Consider the following 19,857-nt stretch of genomic DNA (forward strand, 5'->3'; position numbering starts at 1 on the left):
GGGGTAATTGGGTTGGCGGGTGGCGTCAGGAGCCCTCCACTGCGTCAGTTCGTTCCGCGCTACACGAACTAGCAAGCAACGCGTCCCCACTTCACAGTCAGCGGCTAGGTGTTGGACATTGCGCGATTTCTTTTGATCCAGTCGTCAATGTATTTCATGGTGACAGGCAACGCCTCCCCGAAAAATACGAGGTGATCGGAGCCGGGAATCTCTACCCAGGTCCCGCTCTGATACCGGGATGCTGTCCAGGGGGCGACCTGTGGCGGGATGAGACGGTCATATTCGGCCCGGATCACAAGGACCGGCGACGTAACAGCTGCGAAGTCGACGGCGGTGGATTTGCCCCGGTCCAGAAACGGGAAAACGATCTCGCAGTAGGCGCGCCCTGATTCAGCGACCATTCCGGCGAAAACCTCGCGGGCGACCGCCTCGCTCTGTGCGTTGGCTATCCACCGCCGAAACCGCTGCCACGTGGGCGGATACATCGGCTTGGCCCACGGTCGCGGTTGTAGATAGTGCCTGCCGAGGACGCTTAAGGCGCCGCGCAACATCTTCGGGTTCAGGATCATCCCCGCCGCCGGTGCGGGGCAGGCGGCGACGAGGCCGGCATGAGGGATACGCGCGGCCACCAGCTGGGCCAGGAGGCCCCCCAGCGACAACCCCACGAGGAGCGGCGGAGAATTCAGCGAGCCGATGAGGGCGCCGAGGTCGTCGGTGTAGTCGCGCATGCTCAGCGGCGCTATCTTCAGAGCGCCTTCTCGCAGGGGCAGTTCGTGGTGGCGCAGGGTCGGGGTATGCACGGTATAGCCACGTTCTGCGAACGCAGCCCGTGCCGAACTCCACGTCTCCCCACGGCACCACGTCCCGTGGATCAGGACAACGTGTTTGATGTCGGGCATGAATAGGATTGTCCAGCTTATGAATAGACCCGAGACTGCTGGTCCTCGGTGGCGAACATCTCTTCTAATTGCATCGGCGAGTAGTCGACGTCGATCTCACCGACTGGCCGGCCGCGTGCGATTTGGATGGCTCCGAGTCGGCGCGTGCCCTTATCGCCGGCGTACTGAATGAACTCGTCTCGTGAGAGCGCGAAGGGCATATCGCCGCCGTATAGCGAGAAAACCTCTTCGGTGTTGCGCAGCACAATTGGGATCAGCTCGTTCATTCGCGTTTCGAATACCGTCCAATTTGCGTCATCGGCGGCGACGTGGCGCCGACAGGTGAATGTGCCCCACGCCATGTGACGTCGCTCGTCATCGCTTATGCGTCGGATCAACTCTTGCATACCGGGGAGAATGCCGCGGTTCACACAAATCTTCTGCCAGGCGAAGTATCCGGTCAGCGCCATCATGCCCTCGATCACGTGGTTATAAGTTGCGGAGGCTCTAACCTGGGCGGCTGGGGAGGGGTCGGAGCTCAACGCATCAAGCGATTCGGGAAGCTCCTCGTAGAACATTTCGCGGTAGGCGGGAATCTGATCGATGTAGGCGTGCAGGTCATCGGTGATCCCGACGGCGTCGAGCCACAGCCGGAACACCTGCGTGTGCCTGGCCTCCTCGAAGGCGAACTGGGTCAGATACATCTCGTCCCCGATGCGTCCCTCGGCACGCATTGCGGTCATGAACGGTTGGATGTCCTGGGCCACCGCTTCCTCGCCGGCGATGAACTCGGCGCACAGACGCGTGGCGTAGTCGCGTTCTCGCTCCGAGAGTGATTCCCAGTCTTCTCGATCGCGGGAGAAATTGATCTCGGCGGGGTCCCAGAACTTCGCGTTGCCTCCCGTGAAAAGCCGCAGCGGCAGGCTGTCCCAGTTGAGCCCGCCTGCGCCGATCGAGCGGAATCGTGTTCGTGTCATTCGCTTAACCTCCTGATCTCGTGGTTGAGTGGGTGGGTAGCCTCTGCATCGCTGCCAACGCGATTACCTGCGACGGCTAAACACCGGCGACTCGCTCATCGGTCCCCCCGGCGTGTTGCCCAAGTTCGCCTGAGCGCAAGCCTTTTCGGCCATCCGATATTGCTGCGGCATTCGACAGATCGAATATCAACAATGTGCTCGACGCGGTTGCGACCACGATGCCGGCGGCGTCGGTCACAGTTGCCTCGGTGAACCCGACCCGCGATCCAGCCCTCACCACTGAACCGATGGCAGTGAGGATGCCGCTACTCGGGTGGACTACTTTGAGGTAGTTCACCTTGATTTCGACCGAAGTGAGTCCTCTGCCCTGCGGCAGCGTGCTCAATAACGCGCATCCCGCAGCGGTGTCCAGCAGAGTGCATATGATCCCCCCGTGGATGGTCCCGGTGGCGTTGTACATCGATTCGTCCGGGATACACGAGAGCGCCACTCGCCCTGGCTCAACCAACATCGCTTCCATCTGAAGCAACGCATTGATTGGCGGTGGCGCGAGTCGACCATCCATCATCGCACGCAGATAATCAATGCCTTGCATCGAACGGCCTTTGACCGTAGTAAGAGTAGGCGCATGCCATTCAACGGTGCGTCTACGGGTTGGTCCCCATTCTTCGGCAGGTAGCGGCTTCCCCAACTCGCTTGTCATTGCTTCCACCTACGACTTTCAATGTTGTTCACTGAACGAAACAGCTTCGGCTCATGTTGTTGACGTCGTGTTCCGAAGGAACCCGGTGACTTCCGAGAACTCCGCTATGGGTAGGTCTGTCGCAGACAGCAATCCCAGTTGGCTCAACACGCCCGCCTGGTCCCAATACAGTCGTTCGCTTTGCATCAGGGGACCGCGAAAATTTACGATCACCACGAAGGGGACTTCGATTGTCCGTCCCGTGGGCTGCACTCGCGGAAGAAGGAAGGGAATCTCTCGGTCGTGGGACATGCACATGATCGACTCGTCTACCAGGAAGTCGTCCCCGACCCGGCGATCGATCAGTTCGCTGCGCGTGTCATCCGGGATACCGGGTATGAAAACGTCCGCATAGTAGCGGCGTAACTGGTCGCGTCCGAAGCCACCGCTCATCGTCGGCAGGTGCATCACACTCGCATCCTCAACCATGGTGGAAACGGCGAGGTCGGCGTCCTTAACGCCAAACTCATAGAACGCGTGCTTCTCCCACAGTTCGACCATCTCATGTCGACGCATGAATCCCCTCGCATTGTTGAGCCAAGCAGCGCTACGTGGCTGGCATGCATGGCATACGCACATGTCGCCAGTGTCAGGTCGCCCAGTCACTCGATCACGACCGATTGCAGATAGGCGCTACTGACGAGTGACATTGTCATGCGCTATAGGAACCGCTGACGCGCCGAAAATATTCGCCGGCAAGTAAACCCACTCACCGCCGAAGGTTAATCCCCTCAACCTGGGGTGGGGACTGCGCGTTGCGAACCAACCTACCGTCGCAGACGTGTGTCATTCTGCCTCGCGCATTTCATCCGCGACGCCGCCGCTAGTTACTGGCATCAGACCGGCACCGCAAAGATGGCACGGATGAGGTGTCAGTGGTTGATGCAACGCTGAAAGTGCATGGGATCGAAAGTGTTCGGATTGCCGACGGTTCGATCATTCCGCGCGCGACCAGTGGTAACACCATGGCTCCATGCGTCATCATCGGCGATCGCGCGGCCGAAATGCTTGAGGCAGAACATCATCTGCAGTAACCGCGAAAGCTGGGCACATATGAAATTGGCGGACATAGCATTCGCCGGCGCGGCAGATCACAATCGGATGCTCGCCGACGGCGTGATTACCTCACCTGCCTTAATTGAACTGTATCTCGAACGAATCGCAAGGTTGAATCCAGAGCTGAGAGCTTTCACTGCGGTGTTTGACGACACGGCTCGCGCCGAAGCGGCAGCGGCACAACGCATGCTCGATGCAGGCGAAACTAGGCCACTATTGGGAGTGCCTGTGGCGATAAAAGACAACGTGGACGTCGCCGGAGCGTACACGACTTTCGGTACCCGTGCGCACGGTGCCGCCAAGGAACGCGACGCCGAGGTGGTCCGACGGCTACGCACTGCTGGTGCAGTGATTATAGGCAAGACGGCCTGCCCCGAACTATGCATGTGGCCGTTCACCGAGACAGTTACGTTCGGCGCCACAAGAAATCCGTGGAACAAGACCCGCACACCCGGCGGCAGCAGTGGTGGCGCTGCGGTCGCAACGGTGGCAGGCATGGCCTCTTTTGCCCTCGGTTCCGATGCCGGCGGCTCGGTCCGTATTCCGGCAACGTGGTGCGGCGTCTTCGGCATCAAACCACAACGAGGCCGTGTCCCCTTGTCGCCCAACGACGAGGGCTGGTACGGACTGAACGTCAATGGCGTACTGACGCGGACAGTCGAGGATGCGGCGCTCTTCTTGGATATCACCACCACAGCCGATGCGCCTGGCGGCGGATTCGTCGGAGCTCTCACCCAAACACCTCCCCGCCTGCGGATTGCCCTCAGCACGAAGGTCCCGCCATTCGTCTTTAGCCGCCTCGGCATGGCGCAACGTGCCGCCGTTGATCAAGCCGGCGCCTTGTTGCAGAGGCTTGGCCATCAAGTCATCCGGCGCGACCCCGGCTACCCGCTGTCGACGATCACAGGAAGTTTCATCCCCCGCTATTTGCGGGGAATTCATGATGATGTAACAGCATTGCCACATCGTGATCGGTTGGAGGCTCGGACCCGCACTATGGCGAAATTGGGTGGGCTCCTTTCGGATCGGCGGATGTCCGCCGTCCGTGCTCGCGAACAAGCCATTACCGGGCGATTGCAACGCATCTTCGATGATGTTGACGTGCTCGTCACACCCGGAACCGCTTCAGGACCACCCCGAGTAGGTAAGTACCAAGGCCGCGGCGCCATCACTACGCTGGCGCTCGCATCCAGGCACGTTCCGTTCCAGCAAGCATTCAATGTGACCGGTCAGCCGGCGGCGGTCATACCGTGGGGATTTGACGAAGACGGTCTTCCACTGTCGATCCAGTTGGTTGGTAGACCATTCGACGAAGCAACGCTCCTATCACTCAGCGCGCAATTCGAAGCCGTCCGTCCATGGGCGCGACGCCGCCCACGATGGTCTTGAACGCTTTCCGGGGCCAGCGCGGCCGACGGCTCCGCGGGGTGGAACAGCACTGCTATCGAACGCGGTATACGTGGACCGCTTCGCGCAGTCCTTTGAGGTGGTGCGGACCGAGGTCGTCAAATGTCAAGTCGGATCCCGCGGACAGCTCGCGGACGGTGCCGCTGGCGATAACCTCGCCTGGATTAGCCATCTCGACCATCCGAGCGCCGATGTGGATGGCCAAACCACTCCATTCGTCACCGCGACGCTCGACCTCGCCGGTGTGGATTCCGGCTCGGATACGTAACCCGCGAGTGGCCAGCGCGGCCACGAGCTCCAGGCCGAAGTGCGCCGCATTCGTCGGGCTGTCGAATAGCGCGAACACCCCGTCCCCCGTGTGTTTGGCGCTGCGGCCGCCGTGCTTAGCCAGCAAGTAGTCAACGATGTCGTCGTGGACGCTGAGCCAGTGGCGCCAATGCGCATCCCCGTGAGTGCTTACCAGTTCGGTAGAACTGACGATGTCAGTGAAGAGCGTTGTGGCGAGTACCCTTGTGTGCGGCCCAGCATCGTACGACCCGCACACGTACTCCAGCGTTTCGGCAACGAGGATGTCCATGATGTCGAAGCAACTGTGATTGCCGGGCGGCAATTCTCGCATTTGCGCCTTGGGAATGCAGGCGGCCAGTGCCGCCGAAGCCTCGAAAGGTACAAAGCGATCACCCGAGCGTGCCAGTACCAAGGTGGGCGCGCGCACCTCCGACAAATGTTGGCGTACATCGATTTCCATCGTCGACTTCCATAGCAGCTGCGCCAGCGTCGGACTAGAGACTGCGCGCTGCTGGCGGCCAAACTCGTCCCGCACACCTGGGATAGCCGCGGCTTCACCGAAATAGATGTCCGCCAAAGCGCCTTGGCCCCAGAGACAATCGATCTCTTTTAATTGGGATTCGATTTCAGCTCTGGTAAAGCCCCATGGATGATCCGGCAGCGATTGGGAAAACCGTGCTGCGGTGAGAGGCAACACTAAGGCGTTGACCCGCTCCGGATACCTGGCGGCAAAGAGAATGCTCACCGGGCCGGCTTCCCCGCTTCCCCAAAGGACGGCGCGATCGACGGCGGCGGCATCGAGAACGGCACGAAGGTCCTCTACACGTTCATCGAGCGATAGGACGTCGGACACCGGATCCGACAGACCAGTGCCGCGACGATCCCAAATGAGTATCCGAGTATGTGACGCCAACAAATTCAATGCGCTGGCATACGGACTTGTGGGTTCCTCGAAGGCGTCGATGCTGCAGACCACCCATCCGAGAAGGAAGACCAGCGTCGTGTCGCCGTCTCCCAACACTCGGTACGCAATGCGTGCCTTCCCGTTTCTGGCGTAGTGCACCCGACCTTGGTTCACGTTAACGGGTCTCACCTTGGGATAAGTTGTACGGGAAGCGATTTGAGCGCGCGGGTCAGGGTGCTGATGCGGTACTGCAACGTTGCCGTGTCGTCCAGGGTGATCCGGGCGAACCGTGCCAACAACCGATCGAGCGCGACCTCGGCCTCCAGTCGTGCTAGCGGAGCACCGACGCAGTAGTGGATGCCATGGCCGAATGCTAAGTGGGAATGCGGCTTTCGCGTAATGTCGAGGCGATCGGGATTGTCGAATTGGCCGTCGTCGCGGTTTGCTGCACTCAGCGCGATCATGACAAGCTCGTTCGCGGGTATGTCGACGTCGCCGACACGGATCGGAACAATGGTGAACCGCACGGTGGCGATGTTGACCGGACCCTCGTAGCGAAGAAACTCGTCCACCGCTTTTGGCAATAGAGAGGGCTGATCGCGCAGCAGCGCAAGCTGCGACGGGTTCTGCACCAGGGCCAGAACGGTGTTACCGATGAGGTTCACCGTAGTCTCGTAGCCGGCCAAGATGAGCAGATACGTTGTCGCGAGGAGCTCACCTTCCGAGAGTCGATCACCATTGTCTCGTGCGTCCACGAGCGCCGACAGCAAGTCAGGGCCCGGGTCATGGCGCTTCTGAGCAATGAGTTGGCGCATCAGAGTGGTCAAAATGGCGGATGCCGTGGCCACCTCGTCTGGACGGATCGAGGAAAGCAGCGGCTCGACGGCGGTCCGGAACCTATCCCGCATCGTCGCCGGAACACCGAGGCAGTCCCCGATGACTCGTAGCGGCAAAGGCCTGGCGAGAGACTCGACTAGGTCCACGGGGCCGACAGCGGCCGCACCTTCGAGGGTGTCGAGCAGTTCCTCGGTGATTCGCTCGATTCCTGGCCTCATCCGTTCGACGGCGCCCGCCGTGAATGCCTTGACAACGAGCCGGCGCAGCCTGGTGTGTTCGGGCGGGTCCTGCTGAAGCATCGTGGCATCGATCGAGAATGCGTGGGCCCCACCGGTTCCAGGCGGAAACAGTGTCTGCATGCGTGCGTGGTCCTTGCTCAGCCGCGGATCGTTCAATAGTGCTCTTGCCTCGGTGTAGCGCGTGATGAGCCACACCGGCACGGCGCCCCAGATCACTACTCGGGCCGCGGGCCCCTCCGCCCGTAACCGCCGATACAGGTCATGCGGATTCTGTATGAACGTTCGGTCGAGCCGAATCATGGCACTATCGGCTGCGTAAGTGACGTCGGTGTGCGGCCGGCGGGTTGGCCGCCATGGAAGCGAAGCGATTTCTGATATCGCTGCATTCTCAACACCCAGCGGTCGTGATCGGCAGCCTTTTGCTGGAATAGCTTTCGTGCTTGTTCCTGCGGCAGCGATAGAAACCGGCCCTCACGCACCGCTCGCAGAGTAGCTTCGGCCACGAGTTCCGGTTCGACGACATCTGCTGAGTTGACAATCGCATTGGCCGCAAGCCGGTTATCGGCGTCTGGTGACCCGAGCGTGGTGCTCAGCAGCGGTGTGTTGACGCCCATCGGACATATGCAGCTGACGCCAACACCGCTCTCCCCGTAGGTAATTGCCAGCCACTCGGCAAAGGCCACGGCCGCGTGCTTGCTAACCGCGTACGCTGCTCCACCGAGTTGAGTGAGCAGACCTGCGGCGGAGGCGACGCTGACGAAGTGGCCGGTGCCGCGCTCGACCCAGCCTGGCACCAGCATGCCGGCCGCTCGGACGTGGGCTCGTAGATTCACCGCAAGTGTGTGATCCCAATCACGGTCTGCCAAGCCGAGTCCGGACGGGCCGACCACCCCAGCATTGGCGACATAGATATCTACCGGTCCAAACGTGTTGTTGGCAAAGTCAATCAGCGAGCGTATGCCGGTCGGCGTGCTTGCATCCGCTTGCCATGCCGCGGCTGCATGCCCTACAGACGTGATCCGGTCGGTAGTCGCGCGCGCACTATCAGTGTTGATGTCGCTGACCACTACGGGTGCTCCGGCCGCCGCAAACGACTCCGCCACTGCTCTACCGATTCCCGAGCCGCCGCCTGTGACAACGGCGACGCTTCCCTCAATGTGCATGGTTTAGCCGGCTCGCCGCAGATTTGGGGTCGTGAACCCACGTTGGCGTGCCACGTCGGCCAGCCGTTCGCGCAGCAGGCGGCGTCCGCGATGCAGTCGCGACATTACCGTTCCAAGGGGGATTCCCTCGATATCGGCGATTTCCCGATAATGGAATCCTTCTATGTCGGCGTGGTAGATGACGGTCCGCAGGTTGTCGGGAAGCCCAGACAGCGCTCGTGTTATCTGGCTGTCCGGCAATGCCTCGAGCGCTTCCAGTTCCGCAGAACGTAGCGGGGCTGCAGCATTCCGATGATGGGCGACGAGCTGCCAATCGGCTATGTCGGCGCTCAGACTCTCCAGGGGCCGCCGACGATTTTTGTGATAGGCATTAACCCACGTGTTGTACATGATGCGAAAAAGCCATGCCCGCAGATGCGTCCCCGGCTGGAATGATGCGAAATCCACATAAGCCTTCAGCATCGCGTCCTGCAATAGGTCTTCGGCGTCGGCGTTGCATCGGGTCAGCCGCCGCGCACTAGCGTAGAGCTGGTCAATCATCGGAATCGCATCGCGCTCAAAACGGGCCATCAACTTTGTATCGGTGTGTGACCCTCGGGGCCCGAGGCTCCGGGATTGGCGCTGGTGTATTGAATTGGAATCGGCTGCAGTGGTCGGACTAGTCGGGTCGGCCATGGCGGTGGCGCGCTGAGCTGCATTTATAGGGCGGATTTGAGACATGGTTCCGAAGGTATGCAGCCGTTGAAGCATCGTCGCCATGCCCCCTAGAGGGGATTAGTGGGCCGGTTTGAGGGGTTTACGATTCCAACAATGAGCTTGGCGAGACCTGTAGAGCGCGAAGCTGAGCTGGAGCAGCTTTCGGCATTGCTGGACGCGGCACGAGGCGGCCGCGGGCAAGTGTGCGTGATCGAGGGCCCTAGTGGCGTCGGCAAGACTCGGCTGCTCGACGAGTGTTGTCAAATAGCCGACGCGCTTGGCATGCGCGCAGTACGAGCGCGCGGCAATGAATTGACGCGCGACTACCCGTTTGGCATCGCCCGAACGCTATTTGAAAGCAGATTGATCCATGCCTCCCCCGAAGAGCGGACCGAATTCATGCGGGGCCCAGCCGCTCTCGCCGAGCCGCTCTTTGGCCAAGGCAAAGCATTAGACCAGTTCGGTGTGATTCACGGCCTTTACTGGCTCACCGTAAATCTCGCCGAGCAACAACCGATGGTGATCCTGGTCGACGACGTCCACTGGGCGGATGACCTCACATTGCGCTTCCTGGTATACGTGGCCGAACGAATCGACGACGTTCCTGTGGCCCTGGTCGCAACGATCCGCACCGGGGACCAGTTTGCCGAGTCACAGCTGATTAGTCACCTCTGGGATGCAGTCACCTCACCACCGATCCGTCCAGCAGAGCTCGGCGAGAAAGCCGTTGCTGCGTTGCTCGCCGACGCGCTGCCCGACCGTGACGTCGATGTGAATCTTGCTCAGGCGGTGGTGCGCGAGACTGGCGGCAACCCGCTGTTTGTCTTGGCAATGGCAGACGCTTTGAGCGCCGGCTTGGATACCAGAATCGCCACGCCTGAGTCAGTACGCCGCCACATTGTTCGCCGGATGGCTCGCTTGAATCGAGCCGCGCGGGAACTCGCTAAAGCCGCCGCGGTGATATGCGATAACGCCGCGGCGAGGGATGTCATCCGCCTGGCAGGACTCGACCCCGACGAAGGGCTTGTGTCGGCGCAAGAACTCGTCGCCGCAGGGGTTTTCGCATCTGCTGAACCTGTCATTTTCGCGCACAGGATTACTCGGATGGCGATCTACAACGTGATGAAGCCGAGCGAGCGATTATCGCTTCATGCACACGCCGCGAAGCTGCTGGCGGCCGGCGGCCGAGAGCCGGAAGCTGTCGCTGAACATCTACTGAAATCCAAACTGCCCGAAGAAAGTTGGGCCCTGACCGCTCTGCACGAAGCCGGGCGCGCCGCGGCCCGAAAGGGCGCGCATGGTTCGGCCGTACGCTATCTGCGCCGCGCCGTCGACCTTGCCGAGGTCAAGAAGATGCCGGTCCAGCTGCTCATCGATCTCGGACTCGCCGAGGCGGCTGCGGGGGTGCCGACATCACTCGACCGTTTCGAGCGAGCACTGGAGCTGGTGAGTGGGCCAGACGAACGCGCAGACGCACTATATTCACTCGGCCAGACGTTATTCCGCTTTGGCCGGTACGCCGAGGCAGGCAAGGCATTTCGCCGCGGGGCTGAGTTATTCGAGAACGGTGAACTGCAGATCCGTCTACGGTTTGAGGGGGCTGCGTGCGGTGCCGAGTATCACCTGGCGCCTGAGCAGCGGGGGCCCAGCACCAGCATCGAAGACCATGACCAACCCGACGGACCTGGCGACCGAGCGGTGCTAGCATTTCAAGCGCTCCGTGACGCCATGACAGTGCCCCCGGCGCATCGTGCGGGCGATCTGGCTGTTCGAGCTCTCGGTGACGGCGCGCTCCTCGCGGAGCAGACGTCCGAAGGTCCCAGCGTAAACCTGGCCACCCTCGCCTTGCTGCATTCCGGACGCCTGCTGGAGGCGCTCGACGCCGCGGAGGCAACACTTCATGACGCTCGGGATCGTGGCGGCGTGCTGGCATACGCCGAGGCATCGCTCGTACGTGCGCTGGTGCTTTATGAGTGCGGCCGCATCCCGGAGGCAGCAGCTGATGCTGAGGCGGCATGGGAAGGCATGAACGCTCGATCCCATGCGCATGCGGACACGGCGCTCGCCACGCTTGTCCTTTGCATGATTGAGCGCGGCGAGCTTGAGGAGGCTGCTCTCCTGTTTGAAAACGCCTGGAACGACTCTGGACCGTGTGATGCACCGGCCCTCGGAGCGTATGTGTATACCGCTCGCGGTCTATTGCACCTTCGACGCGGGGATATCAATGCCGCCCGCAAAGATCTCGATGCTACTGAAACTGCGATGCGAGCATACGGCGTCCTAAACCCAGGACCGTCCAGATGGCGGTCGCTGGCTGGCGTAGTGGCATACCTCGCAGGTGAACATGAACGTGCCGAGGATCTGATCGACGAGGAGATTCGGCTGGCAAGGGTGTTCGAGGTGCCAGTCTCATTGGGAATCTCGTTAAGACGTAAAGCTTTCACGCAGGAGGGCGCTTACGCTCGCGACTTGTTGGGGCAGGCCGTGGGCACACTGGAACACACACAGGCCAAACTTGAACTAGCCCGCACCTACTGGAGACTTGGACGCGCGCTGCGTCGCTCTGGGCAGCGGGTACGGGCACGGACCCATTTGGGAATCGGTCTTGACCTGGCGCATCGGTGTGGTGCGATGGGGCTCGAAGCCGACATCCGCGAGGAATTGACGGCGGCTGGCGGCCGTCCCCGCCGGCTTGCAGTCACCGGGATCGAATCACTAACACCGACAGAGCTAAGGGTGGCACAATTCGCGGCGCGGGGCCTGTCGAATAATCAAATTGCGGAGCATATCTTCGTGTCACGCAACACCATTGCGTGGCACCTCCGAAATATCTACCGCAAGCTGCAGATCGAATCACGCGAGCAATTGGAGCCGCTGGTCGGCACTTAGACGCGCGCAGAGCTTCCTCTTGTTGATCGGGACAGCGAGAGCTTGGCTCCAACAGACTTGAGCATTCAGTTGTTGTAGTTAACGCGGCAATCCGGTCCCCAGCGCTAGCGGCGACTCTCGGACAGCTGTGCTTTCGCCGTCCGTGACAGGTCGTCGGCGAGGACCTCCGCTTCGCCGTTGAACAGGCCGTCGAGGGCCAACGCAGCCACTACGGCGGGATCGATCTTTTGGTCGGCCGGGACATAGCTCACCATGTCGGTGTCCATGTAGCCGACGTGCAGGCCGGTCACATGAATGCCTCGCGGGGCCAGCTCTTCGCTTATCGCACCGGTCAGCGCCCAGGCCGCGGCCTTGGCCGCCGAATAGGCACCGGCAGCGGGGAAGTGCAACCAGGACAGCACCGATAACACGTTGAGGATCGCGCCGCCGCCGTTATTTTCGATAATTGGGACGAAGGTACGGGTGACATTAAGCGTGCCGAAGTAGTGCGTTTCCATTTCCAACCGTACATCTTCGATCGGACCGGATAGCAGTGAAGCACGTGTAGAGACGCCAGCGTTGTTCACCAGAACGTTTACGTCCCAGGCAATCTCGGCGGCACGGCGCACTGACTCCAAATCGGTGATATCGATTTTAATCGGCACGACGCCCGCGAGTGTGATTGTCTCCGGGCGGCGTGCGGCGGCATAAACCTTCGCCCCGCGCGCGACGAGTTCGGCCGCGAACTCCCTACCAAGGCCGCGATTCGCTCCAGTGATAAGTGCGGTGACGTGTTCGGTGTCCAAGACGGTCTCCTTAGCATCTCAGGCCGACGTTGGGTCTGCGGCTTTGAGAGGCGGCTGGGCTGGGCTCCCCATTTGCCGCCTTGGATTGTCTAACATCGACTGTGTCGCTTTTATTCTCGGCATTTCGGTCGCCAGCGCGTCGGCAAGTATGTGTTCATTGGGATCAAGGATGACGGCGGAGTCCTCCGGCCACAGGCGCGGCCAAGGCAGCCACGCAGTCATAGTCTGGCGGCCGAAGACATGACTCGACCAATGAAGAAGCCCCGGCGGCCGTAACGATCACCGGGCGGTTTTCGCTATAGGTCCCGCTTCGTCGCGCGCTGCAGCCGAGACCGGTTAGTTCGACCTATTCGATGCGAACGAGTCGACTGGGGCGTTTGCAGTTATTTGGCCGCGTTGGCTGCGCCGTGAGAGTGCACGTCACATGGTTGGCTACGTTGGGGGGATTCGACGGTTGTCGAAGCTACTGCCGACGAACTGCGGACGATGGAACCATCCGCTACGTTTCCGGCGGAGAGAGCGGTCGCCGGCTTGTCCAAGGCGCGCATTGGGCGAACGAGGGGCCCCCACCCTTGGCTCCGCGAATGCGATAGTCATCGCATCGACAGGCCGAACCCGCCGTCGACCCTGAGGACCGTTCCATTGATGTACGCCGCGGCCGGCGAGAGTAAGAAGGCGGCAACGCCGGCCAGGTCCGCGGGTTCGCCGAAGCGGCCGAGCGGGATCTGGGTCATCGCGCCATCCCGCGCGGGGGCGGGCATCGCGCGCACTTTGGTGGCGATCATGCCGGGCATCACCGCGTTGCAGCGAATCCCGCGCGGACCCCATTCGGCGGCCGGCGTGCGCGCCATCCCGACGATCCCCGCCTTCGACGCAGCCTGACCAGCAAGAAAACCTCAATTCAACGTTCGACTCCGTCTGTAAAGCTGCCGCACGAGATTTGGAAAGAACTGCCATATCTGCCGGACACCCTGCTGTATCGACGCATCGAATGACAGAGCTAATCGCCTTCGCATCGGCCATTGCTTGGTCGCGAGTGGCGATTTTTAAACGCGAACCGTGCGATTCTGGAAAACTTCGGCGCGATCAGAGCAGGAGAGGCGCGTGACGACCACCCATACTGAACGGCTCCCACTGCTGACCCGGCGCGACCGCATCATGCTCACCATCACGCTGATCGCGGCCATGGCGACCGGAGTTCTGCACTTCGCCCACGTGAATGCAGTGCTGGCATTCATCGTGGCCGCACTTGCGTTGGCCACGCTGGCATCTTTGGTCGGCCGTTCTGTTGAGGCGCTCGGAGACCGGCTCGGGCCCAACGCGACTGGGATACTGCAGACGGCGCTGGGGAACCTGCCCGAATTGTTCGTCATACTGTTCGCACTCAAAGCAGGCCTTTACGGGGTGGTGAAGGCCACCATCGTCGGCTCAATTCTCTCCAACGCCCTGCTGGTGCTCGGGCTGTCCTTCGTGGTCGGCGGTATCAAACACGGCCGCCAGCGTTTCGCCGCCGACGACGGACGCACCCTCGGATTGATGTTCACCCTCGCGGTATTCATCCTCGCTGTCCCCTCGATCACCGCTGCAACACATACCCCTGCGCAACCGCACGAGCGGGCGGTGTCGGTCGTCGTCTCCATCGTCATGCTTACGCTGTTCGCACTCTCGCTGCCGGCCACGCTCGGAAAGCGTGCTGTCGACCCGGTGGGGCAGGTTGGTCATGGCACGCCTAGAGCGTCGTCTCCCATTGTGGCCAGCCCCGATTCGGCCAAAGCCGCCAGTATGGCGGCAGCGCACGGGGAGTGGCCGCTGGCGATGGCCATCGGCATGCTGGCCGTCGCCGGAATCGGTGCGGCCTTCGTGTCGGAATGGTTTGTCGCCGCCCTAGAGCCGGCGATGCATGCAGCGGGCATCAACGAGGTGTTCGCCGGTCTGGTGATCGTGGCGATCGCCGGTAACGCGGTGGAGAATTTCGTCGGCATTCAGCTGGCGGCCAAGAACCAGATGGACTACGCGGTCCAGGTGATCCTCCAGTCGCCCGTCCAGATCGCGCTCACCATCGCCCCGATCGTCTGCCTGGCGGCGGCATGGCTCGGCCAGCCTGGTTTCGATCTGGTGTTCTCACCGCTGTTGTTGGCGTCGATGATCATGTCGGCGCTGGTCGCGGTGCTGGTGACCTTCGACGGCGAGTCGACCTGGTTCGAGGGGACGGTGCTCATCGCGCTCTACGTGGCGATCGCCACGTCGTTCTGGTGGGGGTGAGTACCCCAACAGTCTGAGGTCCGTCGTCGCGCCTGGCGAGTTCGCGCCGCTAGCCTCGTCGCGGTGCCTTAATGCATGGGCGACTCGTCGGTAGCTAACATGCCGCGCCTGCGTCCACCCCGGCCTCTGGGGGCGATTTGTAGGCGTACCGAGGTCATACCGTAACCGTACCTACGGCAGTCAGATTCGTTGTCTCACAGAAGATTTAGGGTAAATTAGCCAATCGTTTCGACTACGAATGAGGCCGCCCGACGTTCGCCCATCCACGAGGATTTGACCATTATCCGGTGTGGCGTCGCGGTGAGTTTTGCCCTCTGCTGCAGTCTGATCTGCATGGGCAAACTCATCTATGGCTTCAACGTGTCGGTGGACGGGTACATCGCCGACGCACAAGGCAATATCGACTGGGCCGATCCGAGCGAAGAACTGCACCAGTACTGGAACGACTTCGAACGCCAGACCGCCCTGTCGTTCTACGGCCGGCGGCTCTACGAACTGATGTCCGCCTACTGGCCGACCGCCGACAAGGCCCCAGACGCCGCACCCCTGATCGTTGACTTCGCCCGCATCTGGCGCGACATGCCCAAGGTCGTGTTCTCGCGCACCCTGGAGGCCGTCGACTGGAACTCCCGCCTGGAACGCGGCGACCCGGTCGAGGTGGTGACGAAGCTGAAAGCCGAAACCGACGGCAGCCTCGAGGTAGCCGGCGCGACGCTGGCCGCACCGATCGTGCAGGCCGGACTGGTGGACGAATACCGGATCGTGCTCGCACCCACCGCCGTGGGCGGCGGCACCCCGTTCTTTCCGACCCTGCCGTCATGGATCTCGCTGCGACTGGTGGAGAACCGCACCTTCCCCGGTGGCACGGTCCTGCTGCGCTACGAGGCCAAACGCGACTGATCGGACTACACAGCCCAGGGCGCCCGGAGCAGAATCGAAGGCGTCCGCAATAGCGTCCAGATCGTCGGGGAGAGGTGCCCGTACCGATCGATCGTCAGGGAGGAACAGGATCATGACGATCACACGCGGGATGGCCGCAGCCGTCATGCTCGCCGGTTCAGCGGTCGGTACGGCTAGCAGCGCGTCTGCAGACACGACGATGAGCGGCCACTACATCATGACTGAGACGTATAACGATGGTCGGCCGGTAACCAACGATTGGAATTTCACTCCGTGCGGTGACGGATGCGCATCGTTAGTCAGCAATGGAATCCCTGTTGGTCAGGCGCGGTTGGTTAACGGGCAATGGACAAGTCCAGAGGCGGCGGGCGACATCCACTGTCCCGACGGCACAGTGGTTCCCAATGCGAGTGCCGCCCGCATGGTGTGGGATCCGAACACCCTTGCGGGCACAGACCAAATAACCCTGACTGTGCCGGCCTGCGGAGCGCCGGCGGGCTACCAATACGGTCGCAAGATCCAACTCACGCAGGCGCCCTGACGTAGATGTCTAGAAGCCGCGCTTGGCGGCCCGCACCGCGGCAACGCTATGGTCATCCCCGCCGAAGTCGGCGCGGACGGCGTTGCGGCCGAACGCGAACAGCAGCAGCTCCAGCGGTTCGCCCGTCACCGTGACCGGCGAACCGCTGCCGACCGCCACCACTGTCTGACCATCGGGGGTGCGCAGCGTCAGCCGCACGCGCACCGCGTTCATTGACTTCGACATTCCGGCCCGGCTGATCATCCCGACGCGCCGCTTCACCGCCGCGCTGGTGCGCGCATCGAGTTCCCTTGGTTCCCAGCCCTTCTGCGCACGGCGGACATCCTCATGGTGGACGAACATCTCGTGGATGCTCGCCACCGGGTCGAGAACCTTGAACAGGGAAAGCGCCGGAGGACCCGATGCGAACAGTTCGACCAGATCCTCCCACGTCCTCGTCGTCGCCAGTCGGGTCTGCATGCGTGCGGTGTAGGACGCCAAGGGCCCGAAGACAAGGCCGGGCAACGCGTCGGGGCGGCGTTCGCGCACCACGAGGTGCGCGACCAGGTCGTGGGTCGTCCAGCCCTCGCACAGGGTCGGGGCGTCCGGTCCCGCTGCGCGCAGGGTTTCGACCATGGCAACGCGTTCGCGTTGGACTACCGACATGCCCACACGATAAGCCCGAGGAGACGGCCCGACTGCGGGCTCCCGCACGGCGAATTCAATTGCTGATTTAGTGAGGGCCGTTAGTGGCCGGCGAAGGCGGGGCCTCAAACATCGTTGGATCGGCCACGGTGACGCTGGGCGGCACATCGCCGGACCGGGTCGCGACGACCGGTGTTCGGTACACCGTTCCCTGATTGCCGCATTCATTGGTCAGGACGGTTTCGGTCGCAACGCCTCGGAGCGTGCCGTCGGGCTGTGGATCCAATGACCAACTCAGTGTCGAGGTGTCAGCGGCTGTGCCGCTTGTTCCGCGGCACTGTACTGGTGGATGAAGATAGGGCGTGTCCTGCCAGTGACCGTCGGCGAAATGGAGCACGTGCGCACCACCTGTGGCCTCGTTGTGGTTGGTGTCGGCCAGCCGGGATCCTGTTGCCACGCATCCCGTAGCTGTGCACAACGAACGAAACGCCCACCAATTAGTGGTCTGGGCGGTGGTGGGATCGCCGGTTGTCGGGTGGTCGTTGGCCGTTTGCTTTGCCCAGTCGTAGTCCACGCGGTAGGCGCCGTCGAGTGCCGGACCCGCAGCGGCTGGCGCAGGGGTGCTGGTCGCCGGGGACCCGGTGACTGTCGCTGGGTCGGCCACAGCGGAGCCCGGGGGTACATCGCCTGTCCGTGTCAACACAAAGGGTGTCTGGACCACCGTTCCTTGACCCGCGCATTCATTGGTGAGAACGGTTTCGGTCGCAACGCCTCGGAGCGTGCCGTCTGGCTGTGGATCCAATGACCAAGTAAACGCCTCGGTTTCTGCACCAGCTACGACTTTTTCGTTTGCTCCGAGGCACCGCAGTTGCTGGATTTGGCCCTGAACAGGCGCGGCTTGCCAGTGACCGTCGACGAAGTGGAGAACGTGTGGATACGCCGGCGGGCGCGCCACTTGATGGTTGTTGTCGTCTGGCTGGGCCCCGGTGGCTACGCATCCAGTGGGTGTGCAGATCGAACGAAAGCCCCACGAAGAAGATGAAAGAAAGGCCCAACTGGGCTGGGTTTGCGCACCGTTCTGCGTCTGCTTTACAAGGTCGTAGTCCACGCGGTAGGTCCCGTCGAGTACGGGACCCGCAGCGGCTGGAGCAGCCGCTGGGGCAGGGGCGCTGGTTGCCGACGCGGAGGTCTTCTGGTCGACGGCACCGATGTTGTAGACGAGGACGCCGAGCATGACGGCGAGCGCGGCCACCGCTGCCGTGTCGACCACGATCCGGCGGCGCCTGCGCCCCAGAGCTCCCCACCCCGAACTGGCGGGCGCCGAGTGCGCTGTCGCGCTGTTTCGTCCCTCGGGCGCCGATCCGCCGGCCTGCAGGAAGAAATCGGGCTGGTCGCCGGGGGGCCTGGCGTCTTGCACCATGCGCGGATAATACGACGGCACATCGGTGGACGCCTGTTGTACGGCGTTGAGCAGCTTGCCGAGGCAGACGGGCTAGGCACACGAGATGCGGTCCGACCTCCCATCTGCGACGATCAGTAGCGCCATGAAGCTACTGCTGACCCTGACGAGCTTTGCCGCCATCATCGGCATGGCCATGCCCGCGCACGCCGATAGCACCGACGACGCATTCATCGCCTCACTGAATGCGGCCGGCATCACCTATTCCGACCCAGATGCGGCGGTAGGGGCAGGCAAATGGGTGTGCGACAAGGTAAATGGCGGCACGGACATGTCGTCTGTCGTCAAGACGCTCGCAACCAAAAACGCCTCGCTGAACCCGGACAAGGCCGGCAAGTTCGCGGCGATCGCCGCCAACGCGTATTGCCCGGACGCGATCTCGACCACTAGTGCCCCGAGCAGTGCGCCGAGCAGTGCCCCTGTCAGTGCGCCAAGCAGTGCGCCAAGCAGTGCGCCGAGCGGTGCCCCTGTCAGTGCGGCAAGCAGTGCGCCGAGCGGTGTGGCGAGCAGTGCGCCGAGCAGCGTCCCTCGGAGCACCCTAACGCCCTAGCGCCGAGAGCGGCGACGGTGACTCAGTCCTTATCCACGCGAGTTGCAAACGCCACGCCGTCTATCGGGGCAGCACGCTCTCGATCGCGCTGATGACCTCGGGCGCGTCCGGTTCGGTCCGCGGCCGGAACCTCTTGACCACCTCACCGTCGGGCGCGACCAGAAACTTCTCGAAGTTCCACTGAATGTCGCCTGCCTGGCCATCGGAGTCGACGGCCTTGGTCAGCTCGGCGTAGAGGGGGTGGCGGTCGTCGCCATTGACGTCGGTCTTCTCCAGCAACGGAAACGTCACGCCGTAGGTCGTCGAGCAGAACTCCTGGATCTCCTCGGCCGTGCCCGGTTCCTGGCCCATGAACTGATTACACGGCACCCCGATGACCGTCAGGCCACGATCGCCGTAGTCTTGGGCCAGCTTCTCCAATGCCGTGTACTGCGGAGTAAGTCCACACTTGGAGGCTACGTTCACGACCAGCGTTGCGCCGGTGGACAATTCAGCTAGCGTGGCCGGCTTGCCGTCGAGGGTGGTCAATGCGATGTCTTTGAGGGGCACGCCGATGACGCTAACACTGGTCGCGTCGTGGGGGGTGGGCGCCTATTCGCACCCAATCCCATTGCCGTCCCGGTCAAGCCCGTAGATGTCCTTTCCAATGACGGTTACGGG

General features: G+C 62.2%; 17 protein-coding genes and 3 pseudogenes. 7 read left to right on the forward strand and 13 right to left on the reverse strand.

Features of this window, described 5'->3' with window-relative positions:
- Positions 1–104 precede the first annotated feature (104 nt).
- The 4 genes and pseudogenes from ACQI5H_RS13220 to ACQI5H_RS13235 all read right to left on the reverse strand — a co-directional run bounded on the left by ACQI5H_RS13220 (position 105) and on the right by ACQI5H_RS13235 (position 3,098).
- Positions 105–899 (reverse strand): alpha/beta hydrolase, encoded by a 795-nt coding sequence (locus ACQI5H_RS13220; protein WP_427079820.1) that lies wholly within the window; start codon positions 897–899, stop codon positions 105–107.
- A gap of 17 nt (positions 900–916) precedes the next feature.
- Positions 917–1,858, reverse strand: a pseudogene (locus ACQI5H_RS13225) (R2-like ligand-binding oxidase); the annotation flags it as partial.
- A gap of 73 nt (positions 1,859–1,931) precedes the next feature.
- On the reverse strand, positions 1,932–2,558 hold the full coding sequence (locus ACQI5H_RS13230; RefSeq protein WP_427079821.1) for a PaaI family thioesterase: 627 nt from the start codon (positions 2,556–2,558) through the stop codon (positions 1,932–1,934).
- A gap of 51 nt (positions 2,559–2,609) precedes the next feature.
- Positions 2,610–3,098, reverse strand: coding sequence for a hypothetical protein (locus tag ACQI5H_RS13235; protein WP_427079822.1), 489 nt, complete (start codon positions 3,096–3,098; stop codon positions 2,610–2,612).
- Positions 3,099–3,392: 294 nt separating this feature from the next.
- Here ACQI5H_RS13235 and ACQI5H_RS13240 point away from each other — a divergent pair.
- Both ACQI5H_RS13240 and ACQI5H_RS13245 read left to right on the forward strand, forming a co-directional pair.
- Positions 3,393–3,631, forward strand: a pseudogene (locus ACQI5H_RS13240) (GMC oxidoreductase); the annotation flags it as partial.
- Between the two features lie 19 nt (positions 3,632–3,650).
- The gene (locus ACQI5H_RS13245) at positions 3,651–5,042 is read left to right on the forward strand and encodes an amidase (protein ID WP_427079823.1); all 1,392 of its coding nucleotides are present in this window, start codon (positions 3,651–3,653) and stop codon (positions 5,040–5,042) included.
- 52 nt (positions 5,043–5,094) lie between these two features.
- Here the strand turns inward: ACQI5H_RS13245 and ACQI5H_RS13250 are convergent, their stop codons facing one another.
- From ACQI5H_RS13250 to ACQI5H_RS13265, 4 genes are read right to left on the reverse strand one after another with little or no spacing between them, the layout of a single operon-like run.
- A complete protein-coding gene (locus ACQI5H_RS13250; RefSeq protein WP_427079824.1) occupies positions 5,095–6,426 on the reverse strand; it encodes an alpha/beta fold hydrolase in 1,332 nt (443 codons plus the stop codon).
- Between the two features lie 11 nt (positions 6,427–6,437).
- Entirely contained in the window at positions 6,438–7,628 is a 1,191-nt protein-coding gene (locus ACQI5H_RS13255) for a cytochrome P450 family protein (RefSeq protein ID WP_427079825.1), read from the reverse strand.
- On the reverse strand, positions 7,625–8,491 hold the full coding sequence (locus tag ACQI5H_RS13260; protein WP_427079826.1) for an SDR family oxidoreductase: 867 nt from the start codon (positions 8,489–8,491) through the stop codon (positions 7,625–7,627). Before ACQI5H_RS13260 ends, ACQI5H_RS13255 begins: the two co-directional genes overlap by 4 nt.
- A 3-nt stretch (positions 8,492–8,494) precedes the next feature.
- Entirely contained in the window at positions 8,495–9,061 is a 567-nt protein-coding gene (locus ACQI5H_RS13265; protein WP_427079827.1) for a sigma-70 family RNA polymerase sigma factor, read from the reverse strand.
- 240 nt (positions 9,062–9,301) lie between these two features.
- On the opposite strand from ACQI5H_RS13265, the gene ACQI5H_RS13270 reads away from it, so the two are divergent.
- Complete coding sequence (locus tag ACQI5H_RS13270; protein ID WP_427079828.1) at positions 9,302–12,076, forward strand: helix-turn-helix transcriptional regulator; 2,775 nt, start codon at positions 9,302–9,304, stop codon at positions 12,074–12,076.
- 104 nt (positions 12,077–12,180) lie between these two features.
- Here the strand turns inward: ACQI5H_RS13270 and ACQI5H_RS13275 are convergent, their stop codons facing one another.
- Both ACQI5H_RS13275 and ACQI5H_RS13280 read right to left on the reverse strand, forming a co-directional pair.
- The gene (locus ACQI5H_RS13275; protein ID WP_427079829.1) at positions 12,181–12,861 is read right to left on the reverse strand and encodes an SDR family oxidoreductase; all 681 of its coding nucleotides are present in this window, start codon (positions 12,859–12,861) and stop codon (positions 12,181–12,183) included.
- A 593-nt stretch (positions 12,862–13,454) separates the two neighbouring features.
- Positions 13,455–13,727, reverse strand: a pseudogene (locus ACQI5H_RS13280) (SDR family oxidoreductase); the annotation flags it as partial.
- Between the two features lie 238 nt (positions 13,728–13,965).
- Here ACQI5H_RS13280 and cax point away from each other — a divergent pair.
- The 3 genes from cax (at position 13,966) to ACQI5H_RS13295 (ending at position 16,564) form a co-directional block, all read left to right on the forward strand.
- The gene (gene cax / locus ACQI5H_RS13285) at positions 13,966–15,123 is read left to right on the forward strand and encodes a calcium/proton exchanger (RefSeq protein ID WP_427079830.1); all 1,158 of its coding nucleotides are present in this window, start codon (positions 13,966–13,968) and stop codon (positions 15,121–15,123) included.
- 333 nt (positions 15,124–15,456) lie between these two features.
- Entirely contained in the window at positions 15,457–16,023 is a 567-nt protein-coding gene (locus ACQI5H_RS13290) for a dihydrofolate reductase family protein (protein ID WP_427079831.1), read from the forward strand.
- 112 nt (positions 16,024–16,135) lie between these two features.
- On the forward strand, positions 16,136–16,564 hold the full coding sequence (locus tag ACQI5H_RS13295) for a hypothetical protein (protein ID WP_427079832.1): 429 nt from the start codon (positions 16,136–16,138) through the stop codon (positions 16,562–16,564).
- 9 nt (positions 16,565–16,573) lie between these two features.
- Here ACQI5H_RS13295 and ACQI5H_RS13300 read toward each other — a convergent pair whose 3' ends face one another.
- Positions 16,574–17,209 (reverse strand): TIGR03085 family metal-binding protein, encoded by a 636-nt coding sequence (locus ACQI5H_RS13300; protein ID WP_427079833.1) that lies wholly within the window; start codon positions 17,207–17,209, stop codon positions 16,574–16,576.
- Between the two features lie 67 nt (positions 17,210–17,276).
- A complete protein-coding gene (locus ACQI5H_RS13305; RefSeq protein WP_427079834.1) occupies positions 17,277–18,608 on the reverse strand; it encodes a hypothetical protein in 1,332 nt (443 codons plus the stop codon).
- A gap of 124 nt (positions 18,609–18,732) precedes the next feature.
- On the opposite strand from ACQI5H_RS13305, the gene ACQI5H_RS13310 reads away from it, so the two are divergent.
- Positions 18,733–19,197: a DUF732 domain-containing protein gene (locus tag ACQI5H_RS13310; protein WP_427079835.1), complete on the forward strand. Its 465-nt coding sequence runs from the start codon at positions 18,733–18,735 to the stop codon at positions 19,195–19,197.
- A gap of 60 nt (positions 19,198–19,257) precedes the next feature.
- Here the strand turns inward: ACQI5H_RS13310 and ACQI5H_RS13315 are convergent, their stop codons facing one another.
- Positions 19,258–19,746: a glutathione peroxidase gene (locus tag ACQI5H_RS13315; protein ID WP_427079836.1), complete on the reverse strand. Its 489-nt coding sequence runs from the start codon at positions 19,744–19,746 to the stop codon at positions 19,258–19,260.
- Positions 19,747–19,857 lie beyond the last annotated feature (111 nt).

The sequence above is a fragment of the Mycobacterium heidelbergense genome, assembly GCF_050205645.1.
GTDB classification, from domain to species: domain Bacteria; phylum Actinomycetota; class Actinomycetes; order Mycobacteriales; family Mycobacteriaceae; genus Mycobacterium; species Mycobacterium heidelbergense_A.